The sequence below is a fragment of the Nocardia thailandica NBRC 100428 genome (assembly GCF_000308795.1).
Taxonomy (GTDB): domain Bacteria; phylum Actinomycetota; class Actinomycetes; order Mycobacteriales; family Mycobacteriaceae; genus Nocardia; species Nocardia thailandica.
In genome coordinates this window covers 1-20,509 of sequence record NZ_BAGK01000130.1, presented here as the reverse complement: position 1 = coordinate 20,509, position 20,509 = coordinate 1, and the positions used below count along the sequence as shown (strand labels likewise).

The 20,509-nt window shown below is 74.3% G+C and carries 21 protein-coding genes; 12 read left to right on the top strand and 9 right to left on the bottom strand.

Annotated features, from left to right (window positions below):
- The first annotated feature begins 25 nt into the window (after nt 1–25).
- The gene (locus ON36_RS14660; RefSeq protein ID WP_052313994.1) at nt 26–460 is read left to right on the top strand and encodes an HIT family protein; all 435 of its coding nucleotides are present in this window, start codon (nt 26–28) and stop codon (nt 458–460) included.
- 13 nt (nt 461–473) lie between these two features.
- Here ON36_RS14660 and ON36_RS14655 read toward each other — a convergent pair whose 3' ends face one another.
- Nucleotides 474–1,448 carry a 5'-3' exonuclease gene (locus ON36_RS14655; protein ID WP_043652909.1) on the bottom strand — a complete coding sequence of 325 codons (975 nt, stop codon included), beginning with the start codon at nt 1,446–1,448 and terminating at the stop codon, nt 474–476.
- 100 nt (nt 1,449–1,548) lie between these two features.
- Between ON36_RS14655 and ON36_RS14650 the strand changes: the two genes are divergently transcribed.
- On the top strand, nt 1,549–2,676 hold the full coding sequence (locus ON36_RS14650; protein WP_043652843.1) for a M24 family metallopeptidase: 1,128 nt from the start codon (nt 1,549–1,551) through the stop codon (nt 2,674–2,676).
- 1 nt (nt 2,677) lies between these two features.
- On the opposite strand, the gene ON36_RS14645 is transcribed toward ON36_RS14650, so the two are convergent.
- On the bottom strand, nt 2,678–3,076 hold the full coding sequence (locus tag ON36_RS14645) for a PPOX class F420-dependent oxidoreductase (protein ID WP_043652841.1): 399 nt from the start codon (nt 3,074–3,076) through the stop codon (nt 2,678–2,680).
- Between the two features lie 117 nt (nt 3,077–3,193).
- Between ON36_RS14645 and dprE2 the strand changes: the two genes are divergently transcribed.
- The 4 genes from dprE2 to ON36_RS35845 all read left to right on the top strand — a co-directional run bounded on the left by dprE2 (nt 3,194) and on the right by ON36_RS35845 (nt 6,838).
- On the top strand, nt 3,194–3,943 hold the full coding sequence (gene dprE2 / locus ON36_RS14640; RefSeq protein ID WP_043652838.1) for a decaprenylphospho-beta-D-erythro-pentofuranosid-2-ulose 2-reductase: 750 nt from the start codon (nt 3,194–3,196) through the stop codon (nt 3,941–3,943).
- Entirely contained in the window at nt 3,940–5,172 is a 1,233-nt protein-coding gene (locus tag ON36_RS14635; RefSeq protein WP_043652835.1) for a bifunctional cobalt-precorrin-7 (C(5))-methyltransferase/cobalt-precorrin-6B (C(15))-methyltransferase, read from the top strand. The genes dprE2 and ON36_RS14635 overlap by 4 nt, the downstream gene beginning before the upstream one ends.
- Before the next feature lie 269 nt (nt 5,173–5,441).
- Nucleotides 5,442–6,056: a DUF8020 domain-containing protein gene (locus tag ON36_RS35850; protein WP_043652832.1), complete on the top strand. Its 615-nt coding sequence runs from the start codon at nt 5,442–5,444 to the stop codon at nt 6,054–6,056.
- Nucleotides 6,053–6,838: a cobalt-precorrin-6A reductase gene (locus ON36_RS35845; RefSeq protein WP_218001205.1), complete on the top strand. Its 786-nt coding sequence runs from the start codon at nt 6,053–6,055 to the stop codon at nt 6,836–6,838. The genes ON36_RS35850 and ON36_RS35845 overlap by 4 nt, the downstream gene beginning before the upstream one ends.
- Here ON36_RS35845 and ON36_RS14620 read toward each other — a convergent pair.
- The 4 genes from ON36_RS14620 to ON36_RS14605 form a co-directional block, all read right to left on the bottom strand.
- Entirely contained in the window at nt 6,781–7,311 is a 531-nt protein-coding gene (locus ON36_RS14620) for a PadR family transcriptional regulator (protein ID WP_043652825.1), read from the bottom strand. The genes ON36_RS35845 and ON36_RS14620 overlap by 58 nt on opposite strands.
- Nucleotides 7,312–7,421: 110 nt before the next feature.
- Nucleotides 7,422–8,993 carry a precorrin-3B C(17)-methyltransferase gene (cobJ, locus tag ON36_RS14615; protein WP_043652822.1) on the bottom strand — a complete coding sequence of 524 codons (1,572 nt, stop codon included), beginning with the start codon at nt 8,991–8,993 and terminating at the stop codon, nt 7,422–7,424.
- A complete protein-coding gene (locus tag ON36_RS14610; protein ID WP_043652818.1) occupies nt 8,990–9,625 on the bottom strand; it encodes a precorrin-8X methylmutase in 636 nt (211 codons plus the stop codon). The genes cobJ and ON36_RS14610 overlap by 4 nt, the downstream gene beginning before the upstream one ends.
- A 38-nt stretch (nt 9,626–9,663) precedes the next feature.
- Entirely contained in the window at nt 9,664–10,101 is a 438-nt protein-coding gene (locus ON36_RS14605) for an Lrp/AsnC family transcriptional regulator (protein WP_043652812.1), read from the bottom strand.
- Nucleotides 10,102–10,246: 145 nt separating this feature from the next.
- On the opposite strand from ON36_RS14605, the gene ON36_RS14600 reads away from it, so the two are divergent.
- A complete protein-coding gene (locus ON36_RS14600) occupies nt 10,247–10,861 on the top strand; it encodes a putative glycolipid-binding domain-containing protein (protein WP_052313992.1) in 615 nt (204 codons plus the stop codon).
- Between the two features lie 123 nt (nt 10,862–10,984).
- Nucleotides 10,985–11,830: a dimethylargininase gene (gene ddaH / locus ON36_RS14595; RefSeq protein ID WP_052313991.1), complete on the top strand. Its 846-nt coding sequence runs from the start codon at nt 10,985–10,987 to the stop codon at nt 11,828–11,830.
- A gap of 3 nt (nt 11,831–11,833) precedes the next feature.
- On the opposite strand, the gene cobG is transcribed toward ddaH, so the two are convergent.
- Nucleotides 11,834–13,027 carry a precorrin-3B synthase gene (cobG, locus tag ON36_RS14590; protein ID WP_043652809.1) on the bottom strand — a complete coding sequence of 398 codons (1,194 nt, stop codon included), beginning with the start codon at nt 13,025–13,027 and terminating at the stop codon, nt 11,834–11,836.
- Between the two features lie 108 nt (nt 13,028–13,135).
- Here cobG and ON36_RS14585 point away from each other — a divergent pair, with 108 nt between their 5' ends.
- Genes ON36_RS14585 through ON36_RS14575 form a run of 3 tightly spaced genes read left to right on the top strand, consistent with a single transcriptional unit; the run spans nt 13,136 to nt 15,507 of the window.
- Nucleotides 13,136–13,573 carry a nuclear transport factor 2 family protein gene (locus ON36_RS14585; protein WP_043652807.1) on the top strand — a complete coding sequence of 146 codons (438 nt, stop codon included), beginning with the start codon at nt 13,136–13,138 and terminating at the stop codon, nt 13,571–13,573.
- A gap of 53 nt (nt 13,574–13,626) precedes the next feature.
- Nucleotides 13,627–14,304, top strand: a complete 678-nt coding sequence (locus ON36_RS14580) for a hypothetical protein (protein ID WP_043652806.1) — start codon at nt 13,627–13,629, stop codon at nt 14,302–14,304.
- A gap of 45 nt (nt 14,305–14,349) precedes the next feature.
- Entirely contained in the window at nt 14,350–15,507 is a 1,158-nt protein-coding gene (locus tag ON36_RS14575) for a MerR family transcriptional regulator (protein ID WP_043652804.1), read from the top strand.
- Between the two features lie 17 nt (nt 15,508–15,524).
- Here the strand turns inward: ON36_RS14575 and ON36_RS36175 are convergent, their stop codons facing one another.
- Together ON36_RS36175 and ON36_RS14565 are read right to left on the bottom strand one after the other, a co-directional pair.
- Nucleotides 15,525–15,806, bottom strand: coding sequence for a TetR-like C-terminal domain-containing protein (locus tag ON36_RS36175; RefSeq protein WP_245558081.1), 282 nt, complete (start codon nt 15,804–15,806; stop codon nt 15,525–15,527).
- A gap of 353 nt (nt 15,807–16,159) precedes the next feature.
- A complete protein-coding gene (locus ON36_RS14565; protein ID WP_043652798.1) occupies nt 16,160–16,456 on the bottom strand; it encodes a putative quinol monooxygenase in 297 nt (98 codons plus the stop codon).
- Between the two features lie 253 nt (nt 16,457–16,709).
- On the opposite strand from ON36_RS14565, the gene cobN reads away from it, so the two are divergent.
- The gene (gene cobN / locus ON36_RS14560; protein ID WP_043652795.1) at nt 16,710–20,417 is read left to right on the top strand and encodes a cobaltochelatase subunit CobN; all 3,708 of its coding nucleotides are present in this window, start codon (nt 16,710–16,712) and stop codon (nt 20,415–20,417) included.
- The last annotated feature ends 92 nt before the right edge of the window (nt 20,418–20,509 follow it).

The window sequence follows — 20,509 nt, the reverse complement described above, 5'->3', positions numbered from 1 at the left end:
TTCGTCTGGGGGAGGCGAGTTCCCGATGACCGACCGTGATGCCACCGTCCTGGCCCGGATGCGCACCGGGGTGGCCGTGTTCGGCGACACCCAGCACCTGCCCGGCTACAGCGTGCTCCTGTACGACGGCGACGCCGACCACCTCACCGACCTGCCGCGGCCCGAGCGGCTGGCGTTCCTCACCGACCTCATGCTGCTCGGCGAGGCGGTCGAGACCGCCTGCCGCGCAGTGGATCCGGCGTTCCTGCGGATCAACTACGAGGTGCTGGGCAACTCCGTGCACCGGTTGCACGGCCACGTGCACGCGCGCTACGGGTGGGAGCCCGAGGAGCGGCGCCGGGGCCCGGTGTGGTTGTACGGATCGGCGCGGGTCGCCCCCGAACACCGGCCCGGGGCGGCGCACGAGGACGTGCGGCTCGCGATCGCCGCGGCGCTGCGCGCGATCCTGGACGGAGTCTGAGCGGGCCGCGGGCTCAGCGGTTCTCGCGCGCGACCGTCAGCGCCTTGATCAGGCGGGTGACCGGGCTCTCGGCGTTGTAGGCACCGGCGAGGGCGAGCAGGCGGTCCGGGTCGGCGGGGCTCGCGGGCAGGCGGTCGGCGCCGGAGAGGACCACGTCGGCGTCGCGGACGACCCGGACGACCGGGGCCGCGGCCTTCAGATAGGGCTGGGCGGCGGCCAGTTTCGCGCGCACGCCCTTGGCCAGGTCGGAGCCGGGATCGTCGACGGCGGCGGTGAGGGCGTCGAGCGAACCGAAGCGCGAGATGAGCTGGGCCGCGGACTTGTCGCCGATGCCGGTGACGCCGGGCAGGCCGTCGGACGCGTCCCCGCGCAGGGTGGCCATGTCGGCGTAGGCCGGGCCCGCGTTCGCCACGGGCACACCGTATTTCGCCGCGACCTCGGCCGGGCCGAACAGTTCGGCCTTGGCCAGCCCGCGGCCGACGTAGTCGACCCGCACGGGCGGGGCGGTGTCGCGGACGAGCTGGAGCAGGTCGCGGTCGCCGCTGACCACGATCACGGGATCGCGGTCCTCGCGGGTGGCCAGGGTGCCGAGCACGTCGTCGGCCTCGAGCCCGTCGGCGCCGCCGGTGGCGATCCCGGCGGCCTCGAGGACCTCGAGGATCATCGGCACCTGGGGGGTGAGGGTGTCGGGCACCTCCTCGGCGCCGGGCGGGGCGTCGGCGGCCGTGTCGAGGCGGTGCGCCTTGTAGGAGGGCACCAGGTCGACGCGGAACTGCGGCCGCCAGTTCAGGTCGAGCGCCACGACGAGGCGGCCGGGCCGGTGCTTGGTGACCAGGGCGGCGACCATGTCGGTGAACCCGCGCAGGGCGTTGACCGAGCGGCCGTCGGCGGCCTTCAGCTTGTCCGGGATCGCGTAGTAGGCGCGGAACCACAGGCTCGCGCCGTCGAGCAGCAGCAGGGGGCCTCGGGCGTTCTCGTCGACGGTCACGCCGCCGATTCTGCCCCGCCGCACCGACATCGCGCCGACCGCGGTGGCGTGTCGAACCGTTACTGGGCGGTCGCGGCCCGTGCGGGTAACGTCGGGGCCTATGAGCGAGCACCCGGAATCCAGGTTCGCGGCGAGTGTGTACGGCGACCGGCTCGAGCGGGCGGTGGAGGCGATGCGCGCGGCGCATCTCGACGCCCTTCTCATCACCCCGGGACCGGACCTGCGCTATCTCGTCGGCTCGGCGGCGCAATCCTTCGAGCGGCTGACCTGCCTGGTGATCACCGCCGACGGCGAGACACCGTCCGTGGTGGTGCCCAAGCTGGAGGTGCCCGGGCTCGCGCCGTCCGCGGTCGGCGAGCTGGGGCTGCGGGTCCTGGACTGGGTCGACGGGGTCGACCCCTACGAGCTGGTGCGCGGCACGCTGCACGCGGGGTCGCGCATCGCCGTCGCCGACGCCATGCCCGCCCTGCACCTCATCCCGCTGGCCCACCAGACCACCGGCCTGCCCTCCTCGGCCACGCCCGTGCTGCGGCAGCTGCGGATGATCAAGGACGACGCCGAGATCGAGGCCCTGCGCCGCGCGGGCGCGGCCATCGACCGGGTGCACGCCCGGATGGGGGAGTTCCTGCGGCCGGGCCGCACCGAGGCCGAGGTGGGCGCCGACATCGCGGCCGCCATCGTCGAGGAGGGCCACCTGGAGGCGGACTTCGTCATCGTCGGCAGCGGCCCGCACGGCGCCGACCCGCACCACATGGTGTCGGACCGCACCATCGCCCAGGGCGACGTCGTGGTCATCGACATCGGCGGGCCGGTCGAGCCCGGCTACTTCTCCGACTCCACCCGCACCTACGCGCTGGGCGAGCCGTCGAAGGAGTCGGCCGAGCGCGTGGCGGTCCTCGAGGCCGCCCAGGCGGCCGCGGTGGCCGCGGTGCGCCCCGGGGTCACGGCCGGATCCGTCGACGCCGCCGCGCGCGACCTGCTCACCGAGGCGGGCTACGGCGACGCCTTCGTCCACCGCACCGGCCACGGCATCGGCCTGTCGGTGCACGAGGAGCCCTACATCGTCGCGGGCAACGACCTGGTCCTCGAACCCGGCATGGCCTTCAGCATCGAGCCCGGCATCTACTTCCGCGGCCGGTGGGGCGCCCGCATCGAGGACATCGTCGTGGTCACCGCCGACGGCGCCGAATCGATGAATCGGCGCCCGCACGGCCTCACGGTGCTCTGAGCTACTTCAGCGTCCCGCTGGAGAGGACCCGGCCGACGCGGATCGCGAGCACGACCCGGGTCGGGTTCTCGCGGGGGATCCGGTAGCGCTCGCTGTAGCGGCGGACCGCCTCGGCGACGCTGTCGGGGTCGTCGAGGACGGTGGCCGGGCCCTCGAGGGTGAGCCAGCGCGGGCCGTCGACCTGGTGGACGGCGGCGTACCCGCCGCGGCGGGCGTTGCGCGCCTTGACCGAGGCGCCGTCGGTGATGACCCGCACGAGGCCCGCCTCCGGGTCCCAGGTGAAGCCGACCGCGACCACGTGCGGGGTGCCGTCGGCGCGCAGCGTGGTGAGCGAGGCGAGGTGGCGTTCGGTGACGAAGTCGAGCGCGGCGGGGGTGAGTTGCGTGGTCGTGGTCGGCATGGGGTCGACGGTAGTCACCCGCCCGCCGCGCCGCCGCGCACGGGCCGCCGATCGCCGCCGGCGCGCGGGCTCCGGGGCGGGTGACGGGGCCGGCCCGGGGATGGAAGACTTGCGCCCATGGCGGACAGGATCGATGGCCCGGTGCTGGTGCTCGGTGGGCGCAGCGAGATCGGTGTCGAGGTGGCGCGCAGGCTGGCGCCGGGCCGGGTGGTGGTGCTGGCCGCGCGGCGCAGCGGCGAGCTGGGCGACGAGGTCGCCGCGATGCGCGCGGCGGGCGCGGCCGCGGTGCACACGGTGGAATTCGACGCCGACGACGTCGCCGGTCACGCGTCGCTGCTGGAGAAGATCACCGCCGAGCACGGCCCGCTCGGCACCGCCGTGCTGGCGTTCGGCATCCTCGGCGACCAGGCCCGCGCGGAGGCCGACCCCGCGCACGCGGTGGCCGTCGTGCACACCGACTACGTCGCGCAGGTCAGCGTGCTGACCACCCTGGCCACGCTGTTCCGGGCCCAGGGCCGTGGGCAGATCGTCGCCTTCGGCTCGATCGCCGGTGTCCGGGTGCGCCGCGCCAACTACGTCTACGGGTCGGCCAAGGCCGGGCTCGACGGTTTCGTCTCCGGCCTCGGGGACGCCCTGCACGGCACCGGCGTCCAGTTGCTGCTGGTCCGGCCCGGTTTCGTCATCGGCCGGATGACCGCGGGCATGGACCCCGCGCCGCTGTCGTCCACGCCGGACCAGGTCGCCGACGGGGTGGTCCGCGCCCTGCGCAGGGGCCGGACCAGCGTCTGGATCCCGGGCCGCCTCGCGGTGCTCGCCGCGATCATGCGCCTGGTGCCGCAACCGATCTGGCGCCGGATGCCCCGATGAACGCGCCCGCCGGGCCGACTCCGCCGATCCTGGTCGCCGGGGTCGGCGCGGACGGCTGGTCCGGCCTGGGGGAGCGGGTCCGCGCCGCGATCACGGCCTGCGACGTTCTGTTCGGCTCGCCCCGCCAGCTCGCGCTGGTCCCCCGCGGCCCGGGCGAGCGGATCCCGTGGCCGTCACCGCTGCTGCCCGCGCTGCCCGGGCTCCTCGCCGCGTGGGAGGGCCGCCGGATCGGGGTGCTGGCCAGCGGCGATCCGATGTTCTTCGGGATCGGCGTCACGCTGGCCCGGCTGGTGGGTCCCGAGGCGCTCGAGGTCCACCCGCAGCCGTCCTCGGCCTCGCTGGCCTGCGCGCGCCTGGGCTGGCCGGTGGCGGCGACGCCGGTGGTCAGCGCGGTGGCCCGCCGCCTCGAGTCCGTGCTGCCCGAACTCGCCGACGGGCGACGGTTGCTGGTGCTGAGCGAGGACGAGCACACCCCGAAGTCGCTGGCGGAACTGCTGTGCGCCTGCGGTTTCGGCGGGTCCGCGCTGACCGTGTTCGATCAGCTGGGCGGCCCGGCCGAGGCGCGGCGCGACGGCACCGCCGCCGGATGGCACCACGCCCCGGGCGATCCGCTCAACCTCGTCGCGGTGCGGTGCGTGGCCGACCCGGGCGCGCCGCGCCGCACCCGGCTGCCCGGTCTGGCCGACACCGCCTTCACCGGCGACGGCCAGCTCACCAAGTCCGAGGTCCGCGCGCTGACCGTGACCGCCCTCGCCCCGGCGCCCGGCGAGCTGCTGTGGGACGTCGGCGGCGGCTCGGGCAGCATCGCGATCGAATGGTGCCGCACCGAATCCACCTGCCGTGCGGTCGCTTTCGAGCGGGTCGCGGCGCGGCGCGAGCAGATCGCGGTCAACAGCGCCGCGCTCGGTGTCCCCGGTGTCGTGGTGCGCGGCGAACTCACCGCCGAACTCGCCGGGGACGACGGCCCGGACCCCGACGCGATCTTCGTCGGCGGCGGCCTGACCCAGCCGGGCCTGTTCGACCTGTGCTGGCGGCGGCTGCGGCCGGGCGGGCGGCTGGTGGCCAACGCGGTCACCGCCGAATCCGAGGCGTTCCTGCTGGAGTCGCGCGCCCGGCACGGCGGGGCGCTGCGCAAGTTCCAGATCTATCGCGGCGAGCCCCTCGGCGGTTTCACCGCGTGGCGTCCGCAGCTGCCGGTGGCGCAATGGTCGGTGACGAAACCGGGCTGAGTGCCGCGTTCGTCGAAATGCCGAGGTCGCCCGCGGCGCGTCCCGGGCAATGGCCGGAGGGACTTTCGTCGGAAACTGGTCAATTCGGGCGTATCGCGGCCCGCGGGTTTCCGTGCGGGCCGCGCGAAATCCTTTTCCGGCCGCTGACCCCGCACTATGCGGGATTCGGACGGAAACTTATGAACCGAACGTGAATAACGAGTCGATAACGGGTAGGGTCGGGCGCGGTCCGGGCGACACTGCCGGACCTATTCCTGATGGGGAGTTAGATGAAGCACTCGACATTCACCCTGACCGCCTTCGCCGCCATCGCCGCGACCGGAATCGCCGCGGGCACCGCCGCCGCCGATCCGGCACCCGCCCCCGCGCCCGCCCCCGCGGCGCAGGACCAGGCCGCCCCCGCCGTGCAGGGCGCCGACCGGGGCGTCACGTATTCCGCCGCGCTGGCCGACGCCGGTCGCTCCGTGGTGACGACGGTCACCGGCGGCGCGTTCAGCCTGGACTCCGACCACAAGTCGGTGACGCTGCGCAACGCCGAAGGCGCTGTGCTGGCCCAGATCCCGCTCTCCGGCCAGGCGGTCGGCGGCGGCGCCGCCGAGATCGCCGCGACCGTCGAGGCCGACGGCACCCGGCTCACCCTGACCAACGCGGCCGCGCCGGTCGCCGCGGTCCGGGACATCAGCTCCCAGCAGTGGTTCTTCGCCGAGCTGCAGCGGGCCTCGACCGGTGCGCTGGTCGGCGCGATCATCGGCGCGCTGCTCGGCGCCATCGGCATCGTCACGATCATCCCGGGCGCCATCATCGGCGGCGTGCTCGGCCTGCTGGTGGCAGGCGGGCCGTCGCTGATCGACGCGGGGGTCGCCTACTTCAGCGGGCAGCCCTGAACATCCTGATCCTGGGCGGGACCGGAGAGGCGAGGAGCCTGGCCCGGCTGGCGTCCGACGAGCCGGGGCTCACCGTGGTGTCCTCGCTCGCCGGGCGGGTCGGCGCGCCCGTGCTGCCCGACGGGCAGGTGCGTGTCGGCGGCTTCGGCGGGGTCGACGGGCTGCGGACGTGGCTGCGCGACAACGAGATCGACGCGATCGTCGACGCGACCCATCCCTTCGCGGCGGCCATCACCGCGAACGCCGTCGCCGCCGCGGCCGCCGAGCAGCTCCCGCTGGTCGTCCTGCGCAGGCCGGGCTGGCGGGAACGCCCCGGCGACCTGTGGCGCCGGGTGCCCGACCTGCACGCCGCGGCGGGCGCGCTGGGTGCCGCGGGCCGGCGGGTGTTCCTGACCGTGGGCAGGCAGGGTGTGGCCGCCTTCGCCGACCGTGCCGATTGCCACTTCCTGATCCGGGCCATCGACGCGCCCGCCCCGCCGCTGCCGGAACGGCACGAGATCCTGCTGGCCCGTGGGCCGTTCAGCCTCGACGACGAGATGTTGCTGCTGACCGGGCACCGCATCGACGTGCTGGTGACCAAGGACAGCGGCGGCCCGCTGACCGAAGCCAAACTCACCGCCGCCCGCACCGTCGGGGTCCCGGTGGTGATGGTGGACCGCCCGCCCCTGCCCGCCGGAGTCGTGTCGGTGGCGACTCCGTTCGAGGCGATGGAGTGGGTGCGGGCTCAGCGCCCGAAGATCGCGGGCAGCCGGTCGAACCAGTCGAGGACGGCGCGCTCGTAGGCGATCCCGAACTCCAGGGTGGCGCGCTGATGGGGGGACAGCGCGCCGGGGTCGGAGTCCAGGTACCGGTCGAGCCGGTCCTGATGAATGTTCTTGTTGGCCGCGATGATCCGGTCGCGGTGCGCCGGTTCGAGGTGCTCGCCGAAGGACAGGGTCAGCAGGAGCGGAACCCGGATGGTCTCGGCACCCGGGTCCCGGGTGATCCACTCGATGAAGGCTTCGCGGCCCGCGTCGGTGATCCGGTACGGGATGCGGTCGCGCGCGCCCTTCTCGCCCTTGGTGACCAGGCCGGCGGCGTCCATGGTGGTGAGCTCGCGGTAGACCTGGCTCTGGGTGATGGTCCAGAAGTCGCCGATCCGCTGCTGCGCGGCGGTGGCCAGGTCCCAGCCCGACATCGGGCCCTCGTGCAGGAAGCCGAGCAGCGAGGCCGCCGTGGAGTTCAGCGGGCGGCGCCGGGTCGCGGTGTCGGTCATCGGTTCGCTCTCCCTTCGAAACGCCTAACACCTAACGCCTAACACATTCCTATGTGGAATATAGCCCATCGGGGCGCCGCCGCCCGGCACCGCGCCGGGCCGTGGCGCGGTCAGGCCGGATCGGGCTGCGCCACGGCGTAGCGGCGCGAGGTGTAGACGCGGGGGCCCGCGGGGGTGTCGAAGGTGGCGGTGGTCGAGGCGCCGATGATGAGTAGGGTGCGCATGTCGACCTGGTCGGGGTCCAGCTCGGCCAGGGTGGTGACCCGCACGGTCTCGGTGGGGCCGCCGACGTCGCGGCCCAGCACCACCGGGGTGGTGGGCGCGCGGTGTTCGAGCAGGATGTCGCGCATCGCGCCGACCTGCCAGCGACGCCGGCTCGAGGCCGGGTTGTAGATCGCGATGGCCATGTCGGCGGCGGCCGCGGCGGTCAGGCGGCGCGCGACCACCTCCCAGGGCTTGAGCCGGTCCGACAGCGAGATCATGGCGTAGTCGTGCCCCAGCGGCGCGCCGACGCGGCTGGCGACCGCGTGCGCGGCGGTCACCCCGGGCAGCACCCGCACCGGCAGGTCCGCGTAGCGCGGTTCCGCGGCGACCTCGAGCACGGCGGCGGCCATGGCGAACACGCCCGGATCGCCGGAGGACACGACCGCCACCCGCGCGCCGCGACGGGCCAGGTCCAGGGCCATGGTGGCCCGCTCGGACTCGACCTTGTTGTCGCTGGCGTGCCTGCGCTGACCGGGCCGGACGGGCACGCGGTCGATGTAGGTGGTGTAGCCGACGAGGTCGGTGGCGGCGGCGAGCGCCTCGGTCACCTCGGGGGTGGTCCAGGCGGTGTCGCCCGGGCCGAGCCCCACCACGACGACCTCGCCCACGGCCGGCGTGGCGGGTGCGGCGGGCGCGGGGGCGTCGGCGGCGAATTCGGCGCCGGTCGCCGCGCGCCCGGCGGGCGGCACCGGCAGGGTCGGCTCCGGGCCGGGGACCACGACGATGGAGAAGTAGGGCACGTCGGCGTCGTCGACCTCGGCGGCGGGCAGCACCCGCTCCCGCGACGACGAGGCGCGCTCGACGTAGTAGGCGCCGTCGAGCCGCCCGGACTCGGCGAGCGCCCGGCGCACACCGGGATAGGTGCGCCCGAGCTTCATGATCGCGGCGGCCTGGGTGGTGCGCAGCCGCTCGGCCAGCTCGGCCGGGTCCATGGTGCCGGGCAGCACGGTCAGGACCTGCTCGCCCTCGACCAGCGGCGTGCCGAGGGCGGCCGAGGCGGCGCTGACCGAGGTGATGCCGGGAACGATCTCGGCCTCGAACCGGTCGGCCAGGCGCCGGTGCATGTGCATGTAGGAGCTGTAGAACAGCGGATCGCCCGCGGCGAGCAGCGCGACCGAGCGCCCGGCGGCCAGGTGCGCGGCCAGCCGCTCGGCGGCGTGGGCGTAGAACTCGTCGATCGCGCCCTGGTAGCCGCCGGGGTGGTCGGTGGTCTCGGTGGTCACCGGGTAGACCAGGTGCTCCTCGAGCTGGCCCGCGCGCAGATAGGGCGCGGCGATGGCGCGGGAGATGCTGCGGCCGTGGCGCGCGCTGTGGAAGGCGATGACATCGGCCTCGCCGATGAGGCGGGCCGCCTTGACCGTCACCAGTTCCGGGTCGCCGGGGCCGAGACCGATACCCCAGAGCTTGCCTGTGCTCATTCCTGTTCGCTCGCAATCGCATTCAGTGCCGACGCGGTGACGGCGCTGCCGCCGCGGCGCCCCCGCACGGTCAGGTACTCGACCCCGCCGTAGTCGATGAGCGCCTGTTTGGATTCGGCGGCGCCGATGAACCCGACCGGGATGCCGAGGACCGCCGCGGGCGCGGGCGCGCCGTCGTCGAGCATGTCCAGCAGGTGGAACAGCGCGGTCGGCGCGTTCCCGATGGCGACAACGGCGCCGCCGAGCCGGTCGCGCAGCAGCTCGAGGGCCGCCACCGAACGGGTGTTGCCGAGTTCGGCGGCCAGCGCGGGCACCCGCGGGTCGGTGAGCATGCAGACGACCTCGTTGTCGGCGGGCAGCCGCCGCCGGGTCACCCCCGCGACCACCATGTTCGCGTCGCACAGGATCGGCGCGCCCGCGGCGAGCGCGGCGCGGGCCGCGGCGACCACCCCGGGGGAGTAGGCGATGTCGGCGGCCAGGTCGGTCTGCCCGCTGCCGTGGATCATCCGCACCGCGACCTTCTCCACATCCGGCGGGAAACCCGCCAGATCCGCTTCGGCGCGGATCGTGGCGAACGAGCGCCGGTAGATCTCGGCCCCGTCGGTGAGGTAGCTGGTGCGAAGGTCGGACATGGGGGTAACTGTATTGCGCGGCCGCCGCCCGGTCGGTGTCAGGTGCGGGCGCGCTCGAGGATGCGCGACATCACCAGCGCGCTGCGGGTGCGCCCGACCCGCGCGTTCTCCCGGATCCGTTCCACGGTCACCTCGATCTCGGCCATGTCGGTGGCCATCACGTGCACGAGGGCGTCGGCCTCGCCCGCGATGGTCCACACGCCCACGACCTGCGGGATCGGCTCGAGCGTGCGCCGCAGCTCGGCGGGGGAGATGTTGTCGCGGTAGTAGACCTCGACGTAGGCCTCGGTCGTCCAGCCGAGCGCCGCCGGATTGACCTGCGCGGTGAAGCCGGTGATCTGCCCGCCCGCGACGAGCTTGTCCACCCGCCGTTTCACCGCGGGCGCCGACAGCCCGACCGCGGTCCCGATGTCGGCGAAGGAGGCGCGGGCGTTGGTCAGCAACTGGGCGAGGATGCGCCGGTCGATGTCGTCCACGTGGCTCCCTGCGGTCGGTGACACGCTGAGCCGTCATCATCGCATCGATGCGCGCGCACGGCGGTCGGCGCGGGCCGCCGTAACGCGGACCCGGCCCGGGGAACCGAATCCCCGGGCACCCGACCGATCCGGAGAGGACACCGCCATGACCACACGACGGACGATCGCCTGGACCGGCGTCGACGAGCCGGGCCGCCTCGACGCGGCCTCGGTGACGCTGCGCGCCGATGCCCTGACGGCCCTTGGCACCTCGCGCGCGGCCGACTACGTGACGGCCTGGTCGCTGGACACCGGTCCGGGGTGGGTCACCCGCGTGCTCGCGGTGACCGTGCGGGGCGCGGGATGGTCGCGGAGCCTGCGGCTGGACCGCGACGGGTCCGGGGCGTGGTCGGCCGTCGCGACGGCCGACGGCGCGCCGCCCGCGGACCTGCCCGCGCCCGGCCTCGCCGACCCGCGCGCGGTCGCCGGGGCACTCGACTGCGACCTCGGCCTGTGCCCGCTGACCAACACCATGCCGATCCTGCGCCACGACCTGCACCGCGCCCCCGCGGGCCCGCCGCGCGCCTTCGTCATGGCCTGGGTGGAGGTGCCGTCGCTACGGGTGCTGCGCAGCGACCAGGTCTACACCCCGGGCGGCCGGGCCGGGGACGCGGCGCTGATCGAATACGCATCTGCCGCACGGGATTTCACCGCCCAGCTGACCGTGGACGAGGACGGGCTCGTCCGCGACTACGAGCACCTGGCCCGGCGCCTGCCCTGACCCGCGACCACGCAACGAATCACCGGGTCCGGCCCGGACAACGCAATGATTCGGTGTATCCGGTGCAACGGAACGCCGAATACTGTCGTGGGAACCGTCCGCCTGTGTCACGGGAGGTTCCCCTTGACCGTCGTCACCGGGCTCCGCGCCCCCGAACCGACCCCGCTGCGCGTCGCCACCCCGCGCCGCTTCGTCCTGTGCTCGCCGGAGTACTTCGACGTCGCCTACGCCATCAACCCGTGGATGAACCCGGGCGAGCCGGTCGACCGCGCCCGGGCCCTGGCCCAGTGGACCGTGCTGCGCGAGACCTACGAGGAATTCGGGCACCGGGTCCAGGTGGTGCCGGGCGAGCCGGGCCTGCCCGACATGGTGTTCGCCGCCAACAGCGGCCTGTCCGTCGGCGGGCGCACCCTCTCGGCCCGCTTCGCCCATCCCGAACGCGGCCCCGAGGGCCCGGCGTTCCACCGCTGGTTCGCCGCCAACGGGCACTCCCGGCTCGCGGTCGCGGGGGAACACAACGAGGGCGAGGGCGATTTCGCGGTCGCCGGGCAGCGCATCCTGGCCGGGATGGGGTTCCGCTGTCACCTCGGCGCGCACGCCGAGGTGCAGGAGTTCTTCGCGCTGCCGGTGGTCTCGCTCGAGCTCGTCGACCCGCGCTTCTATCACCTCGACACCGCGCTCATGGTTCTCGACGACACCACGATCGCCTACTACCCGCCCGCCTTCTCCGCCGCCGCCCGCGACGTGCTCGAGACGCTCTACCCGGACGCGATCGTCGCGAGCGAGGCCGACGCCCTGGTCCTTGGGCTCAACGGGGTCAGCGACGGCCGCCACGTCTTCCTGACCCCGCACGCGCCGGGCCTGGCCGCCCAGCTCGGCGACCGCGGTTTCGTCCCGATCCCGGTCGACCTGTCCGAACTGCTGAAGGGCGGCGGCGGCATCAAGTGCTGCACGCTGGAGCTGCACTGACGCTCACTCCTCGACGCGGTACCCCCCGGCGGTCGCGACGACATCGGTGACCGGACCGCGCGGCCGCCCGCAGCGCCGCTCGCAGCCCGACCAGTGCTGCCTGCCGCCGACCTCGACCTCGGCCGCGGGCACCACGTCCCCGGGCGGCGGGACGGTCCCGCGGTCGAGGCGCACCCGCCCGGATTCGACCGCCGCCGCCGCGTCGGCCCGCACGTCGGTCAGCGACTTCGCGCACCCCGGTCGCCCGGCGCACGCGCTGACCCGCAGCCACGGCGAGGCGGCGTCGAAGATCAGGCCGAGCGGGGCGAGCACGCGCACCACGGTCTCTGCGGTGCCCTCGTCCATGTCGGCGAGCACCACACTGCGCCACGGGGTCACGAACAGCGGGCGTTCGACCGCGGCGAGGAACTCCGCCGTGCGCGCGGGCAGCGAGCCCAGCGGGACACCCGCGCCCAGGCTCACCAGGCCGTCGTCCTGCGCGAGCCAGCCGATGGGGAGGTCGTGGGTGTCGCCGAGCGCGACCCGGCCCGCGACCGGGGACAGGGCGAGCGCCTCGGCGACCCGTTCCGCGCCACCCTCGATCTCGTGCAGCCGCCACTGCCCGGCGGCACCGGCGCCGCGCAGGTCAAGGAAACCGCGCGCGGCGTCGAGCATCACCTCCACCGCCCGGGCCGCCGTCACCCGGATCCCGGTGTCGGCGCCGGCCAGCAGCAGCGCGAACTCGTCCGCGCCGAGCGCCTGGATGCCGATGTCACCGCGCAGCGTGCTGACGTCACCGCGCCCGTCGTCGAGGGTGAACAGCACCCGGCCCGGCAGCCCGGACAGGCGCGGATCGCCCTGGATCCCGGCGTCGAGCGCGGCGGCCAGCGGGTGCACGTCGGCCCAGCCGCCGACCCGGCCCGACAGCGGGGAGGCCACGATGTTGCGGACCCGCTCGTGCGTGGCGCTGGGCAGCAGCCCGGCCGCCGCCAGCCGCCGCGCCAGCGCGTCCGCGTCGCCGACCCGGCGCAGCTGCACGTTGCCGCGCGAGGTCAGCTCGATGGCGCCGTCGCCGAGGTCGCGCGCCGCCTCGGCCAGCGCCTGCGTCTGGGCGGGTTCGAGCCGTCCGCCGGGGAGCCGGATCCGGGCCAGGGGACCGTCGGCCGCCTGGTGCAGGCGCAGCACGCCCGGGCAGGCGTCGGGGGTGTCACGGGTCATGATGCGTCCAGCCTACGACCCGCGCCGCCGCGCGACCGGCGCGGTCGGCGCCGCAGGCGGGCGGTGTTCGAGTGGAGCGCGGCGGCGGCGCCGCCTACTGTCACCCCCATGACCGAAATCGCCGCCCTCGCCGACAGATTCGCCATCATCGACGCCGTCACCCGCATGTTCGTCTACTGCGACCAGAAGCGCTGGGACGAGCTGACCACCGTCTTCGCCGACGAGGTCGACTTCGACGGCGGCTTCGGGGCGGGGCAGTCGCTGCGCCCGGCGAAGGACATCGTCGCCGACTGGCAGGCCGGCCTCGACCCCCTCGACGCCATCCACCACCAGTCCGGCAACCACCTGATCGACCTCGACGGCGACCAGGCGCGCGTGCACGCCGATTCCATCGCCGTCCACGTGAACAACGCCGCGGTGAACGGCGTCACCCGCACCTTCGTCGGCAGCTACGATCTCGCGCTCACCAGGGTCGACGGCGCCTGGCGGGTCGCGAAGTTCCACTACCTGCTCAAAGTCGTCGACGGCAACGCCGATCTGACCTGAGCGGCCGGTAGGGTGGGGGCGATCCCGCCCCCAACGCTTCCGAGAGGTCGCCGATGCTGCGTGAATGGTTCGACAAGGGATTCGTGTCCGCGCTCGACCGGGTCTCGGCGCGGCAGGCCCCGCTGGCCGACTCCTATGTCGCGTGGCTCGGGCGCCGCCACCCGGACCGGTCGACCCAGGAACTCACGCGGCGCCTGGAGCGCCAGTATCTCGGCGTCGTCACCACCAGCGGCGTCGCGGTCGGCCTGAGCGCGGTGATCCCCGGCGTCGGGACCGTGCTCGGTGTCGTGCTGTCCTTCGCCGACAGTGCGATCTTCCTCGAGGCCTCGGCCCTGCTCGGCAGCGGCATCGCCGCGGCGTACGGGGTCGACGACGGCGACAGCCGCCGCAGGCACATGGTCTCCGAGATCGTGCTGGGCAAGGCCGGAACCAGCGCGCTGCAGCAGACCGCGGGCCACTCCTCCAAGCAGTGGTTCTCGGTCGTCGTGGACCGGGTGCCCGGCCTGGCGTCGATGCCCGACTCGCCCGCCAAGCGCTTCCTGGTCAACTTCCTGCTCAAGCGCACGCTGCTGCTGTTCGGTTCGGTCGTGCCCGCGGGTGTCGGCGCGGTCATCGGCGGGACCGGCAACTACGCGCTGGGCAACTCGGTGATCAACAACGTGCACCGCTCCCTGGGCACCGGCTCGCCCGAGGGCCTGCGCGCCGGCGAGGCGGCCCCCGCGCACCCCTGAACCGGCCCTTGACCTTCGAGTCGCTCGAAGCCGCAGGCTGAGCGCGTGATCGACTCCGACCTGCTCACCATCGGCGCCTTCGCCCGCGCCTGCGGCCTGACCGCGACCGCCCTGCGCTTCTACGACGACGCGGGCGTGCTCGTGCCCGCGGCCGTCGACGACGCGACCGGCTACCGCTACTACGACCCCGCCCAGATCCCCGTCGCCCGCATGGTCCGGCAGCTGCGCGCCGCGGGCCTGCCGCTCGCCGACGTCACCGCCGTCCTCGCCGAGCCCGACCCCCGCGCCGCCGCCGACCTCATCGACACCCGACTCGACGCCGCCACCCGCCACCTCGCCGACCTCCGTGCCGCCGCCCGGGCCGCCAAGTCGGCTCTGCTGCCGGACGATTCGCCGAGCCGACCGGTCGCTGCGGCCGTCTCCCCGGCGGCCCCGGACCCGCGGCCTGCGCCCGGCGAGCCCGCGGGGGAGATCCGCCTCGGCGGCCCCGCGTTCGCCGCGGCCGTCGAGCAGGTTCTTCCGGCGACGGTGGTCGATCCGGAGCTGCCCGTGCTGGACGCGGTGCGTCTGGAGGCGGCGGAATCCGCGCTGGTGCTCGTCGCGACGGACCGCTACCGACTGACGCTGCGCACCGTCCGGATCGCGGCGCCCGCGGGCGTGCCGTGGGCGGTGACCGCGACGGCCGGGGACCTGCGCGCCCTGCTGTCGTGGGTGCGGCGGCGCCCCGAGATCACCCTGCGGGCGGCCGGCGAGGAGCTCGCCGTCGGCGCGGACGGGGAGACCCGGCGCTGCGGCGCGCCGGGCGCCGCGTTCCCGGACCACCGGGTCGTCCTCGACGGCCTCGGCCCGGTCCGCACCCGCGCCGTCCTCGCCCGCGCCGACCTGCTGCGCGTGCTCGACGCCCACCACGACCGGGTCGTCCGCCTGCGCCTCCGATCCGGATCGGGCACCGTCGAGGTGGGCACGCCGGGCGCCGAACCCGCCCGGCTCGCCGCGACGACGACCGGCGACGACCTCACCGTGCACTTCGACATCACCGTCCTGCACCCGGCCGTCACCGGCGGCGTCGGCCCCGACGTCATGCTCGAGTTCACCGGCCGCGACCTCCCCGCCCGCGTCCGCTCCGCCGACGACGGCGACCTGCTCACCCTCGCCATGCCGATCGACCCCGAGGGCCCGGCGGACCGGCCGGGCCCGCGCTGACCGGCCGAGGGCGGCATTCACGGTCCGGGCGGTACACCCCCGAGCGCCCGCCACACCAGCGCCGCCGTCCGCCGTGGCCAGTCGCCGGGCACCGGCTCGCCGGCCAGGGCACGCCCGTACCAGCTGCCGGTGCACATCGTCAGCGCGACCTCGAGGTCGGCGCCCGCGTCGATCTCCCCCGCCGCGCGAGCGGATTCCAGGATCGCGCGCAGGCGGGATCGCCGCGGCGCGATCACGGTGCGGCGGTAGCGGTCGAGGACCCGCTGATCGGTGGTGTCCTGGAGCATGGTGCCGACCAGCGACAGGCGGCCCGGGCGGGTGATGTCGTGGGAGAACGCGGTGAGTTCGGCGACGAGCGCGTCGAACGCGTGCGGGGGGCGCGGGGGTGTCGGCGGGGCCGAGGGTGGCGACGACGGCGTCGGCGAGGGCGGCCTTGGTCGGCCAGCGGCGGTAGAGGGCCTGGCGGGTGGTCTCGGCCTCCGCGGCCACCGCGGCCAGGGACATGCCCGCGTAGCCGTGGCGGGCCAGGTGCCGGCCCGCCACGGCCAGGATGCGGGCGTCGATCCCGTCGTCGCGGGTCCGGCCGGTCACCGCGGGCCGCCGTGTCGGTGCATCCCCGTACTGTAAGGCCGCGCGGCCGGTGGTCCGGGAACTACGCGGAGCGGTGCACCGCGTAGTGCTTCATCTCCTGGATGTCGCCGAAGAAGGGGCGGACGGCGGCGAAGAAGCGCCCGAACGCCGGGCTGGTGCGGAAGCCCTCCTCGTGGCCGCGCACCGAGTCCCATTCGATGCGCACCACGAAGTGCTCCGGCTCCTCCACGCCCCGGGCGATCTCGTAGGCCAGGCAGTGTGGGTCCGCGTCCAGGACCTCGGCGGCGGTGTCGTAGGCGGCGAGGAACGCCTCGGCCCGGTCGGCCCCGACGGTGTAGCGGATGTACTCGACGATCATGGGATTCTCCTCCGGCTCGGACGGTCCCCATTACGATACAGGGCTGTATTGAAATCGAATTACGCTGTGCGAGAACGGTGGAACGGGAGCGCCACAGGTCGGGGGCCCGGCCGCGCGGGTCGGCCGCTAGCATGACGGTGCTCGGCGGGCGACGAGGAAACCGGTGGGATTCCGGGCGGTCGCGCCACTGTCACAGCCAGACCCTCACCGGCGAGCACACACCGCCGGGCGCGTCACCCAAGGAAGGTCCCCTGTGATCCTGCTGCTGTCCACCTCCGACACCGACCTGCTCAGCGCACGCGCCAGCGGGGCCGACTATCGGTGGGGCAACCCCGCGCGGCTGCTGGTCGACGATCTGCCCGCTCTGCTGGACGGCGCCGACCTGGTGATCGTGCGCATCCTCGGCGGCAAGCGCGCCTGGGAGGACGGGCTGGCCGCGGTCGCCGCGAGCGGGGTGCCGATGGTCGCGCTCGGCGGCGAGATCGCGCCGGACGCCGAGCTCATGGAGTGCTCCACGGTGCCGGTGGGCGTCGCCGCCGACGCCCACAACTATCTCGCGGCGGGCGGCCCGGACAACCTCCGCCAGCTGCACCACTTCCTCTCCGACACCGTGCTGCTCACCGGGCACGGTTTCGAGCCGCCGGTGCAGCTGCCCGCGTGGGGGGAACTCGACCGCCCGGCCCGCCGCGTCGAGGGCGCCCCGACCGTCGCCGTCGTCTACTACCGGGCCCAGCACCTGGCGGGCAACACCGCCTACGTCGACGCGCTGTGCTCGGCGATCGAGGACGCGGGCGCGAACGCGCTGCCGGTCTACTGCGCGTCGCTGCGCACCGCCGAGCCCGCGCTGCTCGAGACCCTCGCCCGCGCGGACGCCCTGGTCGTCACCGTCCTGGCCGCCGGCGGCGCCAAGCCCGCCGCCGCCTCGGCGGGCGGCGACGACGAGGCCTGGGACGTCGCGGCGCTCGCCGCCCTCGACGTGCCCATCCTGCAGGGCCTGTGCCTGACCAGCAGCCGCGAGCAGTGGGCGGCCAACGACGACGGGCTGTCCCCGCTCGACGTCGCCACCCAGGTCGCGGTGCCGGAGTTCGACGGCCGCATCATCACGGTCCCGTTCTCCTTCAAGGAGTTCGACGCCGACGGCCTGTCGACCTACGTCCCCGACGCCGAGCGCGCGGCCCGGGTCGCCGGCATCGCGGTGCGGCACGCCCGCCTGCGCCACATCCCCGCGGCCGACAAGCGCCTGGTCCTCATGCTCTCGGCCTATCCGACCAAGCACGCCCGCATCGGCAACGCCGTCGGCCTGGACACCCCGGCCAGCGCCATCCGGCTGCTCACCGAACTGCGTGCCGCCGGATACGATCTCGGGGCCGACGGCGAGATCCCCGGCCTGGCCGGACGCGACGGCGACGCCCTGATCCACGCGCTCATCGCGGCGGGCGGCCAGGACCCGGACTGGCTCACCGCCGAACAGCTGGAGGGCAACCCGATCCGCATCGGCGCCGCCACCTACACCCGCTGGTTCCAGACCCTGCCCGAGGACCTGCGCGAGGCCGTGGTCGAGGCGTGGGGGCCGCCGCCGGGCGAGCTGTATGTCGACCGCTCGGCCGATCCCGCGGGCGAGATCGTCATCGCCGCACTGCGTTTCGGCAACATCGTGCTCATCGTGCAGCCGCCCCGCGGTTTCGGCGAGAACCCGGTCGCCATCTACCATGACCCCGACCTGCCGCCGAGCCACCACTACCTGGCGGCCTACCGCTGGCTGGCCCTGCCCGAGGCGGAGGGCGGGTTCGGCGCCGACGCCATGGTGCACCTGGGCAAGCACGGCAACCTGGAGTGGCTGCCCGGCAAGACCCTCGGCATGTCGGCGTCCTGCGGCACCGACGCCGCCCTCGGCGACCTGCCGCTGATCTACCCGTTCCTGGTCAACGATCCGGGCGAGGGCACCCAGGCCAAGCGCCGCGCCCACGCCACGCTGGTCGACCACCTGATCCCGCCGATGGCGCGCGCGGAGACCTACGGCGACATCTCCCGCCTCGAGCAGCTGCTCGACGAGCACGCCAACATCTCGGCGCTGGACCCGGCCAAGCTGCCCGCCATCCGCCAGCAGATCTGGACGCTCATGCGGGCCGCGAAGATGGACCACGACCTGGGCCTGACCGAACGCCCCGACGAGGACGTCTTCGACGACATGCTCATGCACGTCGACGGCTGGCTGTGCGAGATCAAGGACGTGCAGATCCGCGACGGGCTGCACATCCTGGGCCAGGCGCCGCAGGGCGAGATGGAACTGGACCTGGTGCTGGCCATGCTGCGCGCCCGCCAGCTGTGGGGCGGCGAGCAGAACGTGCCCGGCCTGCGGGAGGCGCTGGGGCTCAGCGAGTCCGGGGACGAGGCGCGCGGCCGGGTCGACGTGATCGAGGCGCGGGCCCGCGAGATCCTCGGCGCGCTGCAGGCGGCGGACTGGTCCGTCGACGCGGTCGACGGCCTGGTCGCCGACTTCGCCGCGGTCGTTCTCGACAATGGCGACGCGGCGGGCGGAACGCCCGGCCTGCCCGCCGCTGCGGACCCGACCGACAGCGCCGCCCGCGCGCCCGAGGCGGCGACCGACGCGGCGCGCCTGGCATCGGTGGCCACCGTCCTGCGCTTCGCCGCCACCGAGGTCGTCCCGCGCCTGCGCGAGACGAGTGTCGAGGTCGACCGGGTGCTGCACGCGCTGAACGGCGGCTTCATCCCGGCGGGCCCGAGCGGTTCGCCCCTGCGCGGCCTGATCAACGTCCTGCCGACCGGCCGCAATTTCTATTCCGTCGACCCCAAGGCCGTGCCGTCGCGCCTGGCGTGGGAGACCGGTCAGGCCATGGCCGAGTCGCTGCTTGACCGCTACCGGACGGACCACGGGGAATATCCGACCTCGGTCGGCCTGTCCATCTGGGGTACCTCGGCCATGCGGACCTCCGGCGACGACATCGCCGAAGTCCTGGCGCTGCTGGGGGTCCGGCCGGTGTGGGACGAGGCCAGCCGCCGCGTCACCACCCTCGAGGTGATCCCGCTCGAGGAGCTGGGCCGCCCGCGCATCGATGTCACCGTCCGCATCTCGGGCTTCTTCCGTGACGCCTTCCCGCATGTCCTCGCCCTGCTCGACGACGCGGTCCGCCTGGTCGCCGACCTCGACGAACCGGCCGAGCGGAACCACGTGCGCGCCCACGCCGAGGCCGACCTGGCCGAGCACGGCGACGCCCGCCGGGCGACCACCCGCATCTTCGGTTCCAAGCCGGGCACCTACGGAGCCGGCCTGCTCCAGCTCATCGACTCCAAGAGCTGGCGCACCGACGACGACCTCGCGCAGGTCTACACCACCTGGGGCGGTTACGCCTACGGCCGCGACCTCGACGGCGCCCCGGCCGCCGACGACATGCGCACCGCGTACCGGCGGATCGCGGTCGCCGCCAAGAACACCGACACCCGCGAACACGACATCGCCGACTCCGACGACTACTTCCAGTACCACGGCGGCATGGTCGCCACGGTGCGCGCGCTGACCGGCCGGAACCCCGAGGCCTACATCGGCGACTCCACCCGCCCCGACGCGGTGCGCACCCGCACCCTGTCGGAGGAGACGGCCCGGGTCTTCCGTGCCCGCGTGGTCAACCCGCGCTGGCTCGAGGCCATGCGCAGGCACGGCTACAAGGGCGCCTTCGAGATGGCCGCCACCGTCGACTATCTGTTCGGCTACGACGCCACCACGAACGTGGTCGCCGACTGGATGTACGAGAAGCTCACCGAGAGCTACGTGTTCGACGAGGTGAACCGCAAGTTCATGGAGCAGTCGAATCCGTGGGCGCTGCACGGCATCGCCGAACGCCTGCTCGAGGCCGCCGAGCGCGGGCTCTGGGAGCACCCGGAGTCCGAGACGCTGGACCGGCTGCGCCAGGTGTACCTCGAGACCGAGGGCGAACTGGAATAGGCCGCGAACGGCCGTACGCCGGACCGGGGATCCGGTCCGGCGTACGGCCGTTTCGGGTTCGGGTCAGGCGGGGGCCGCCGTTTTCTCGCGGT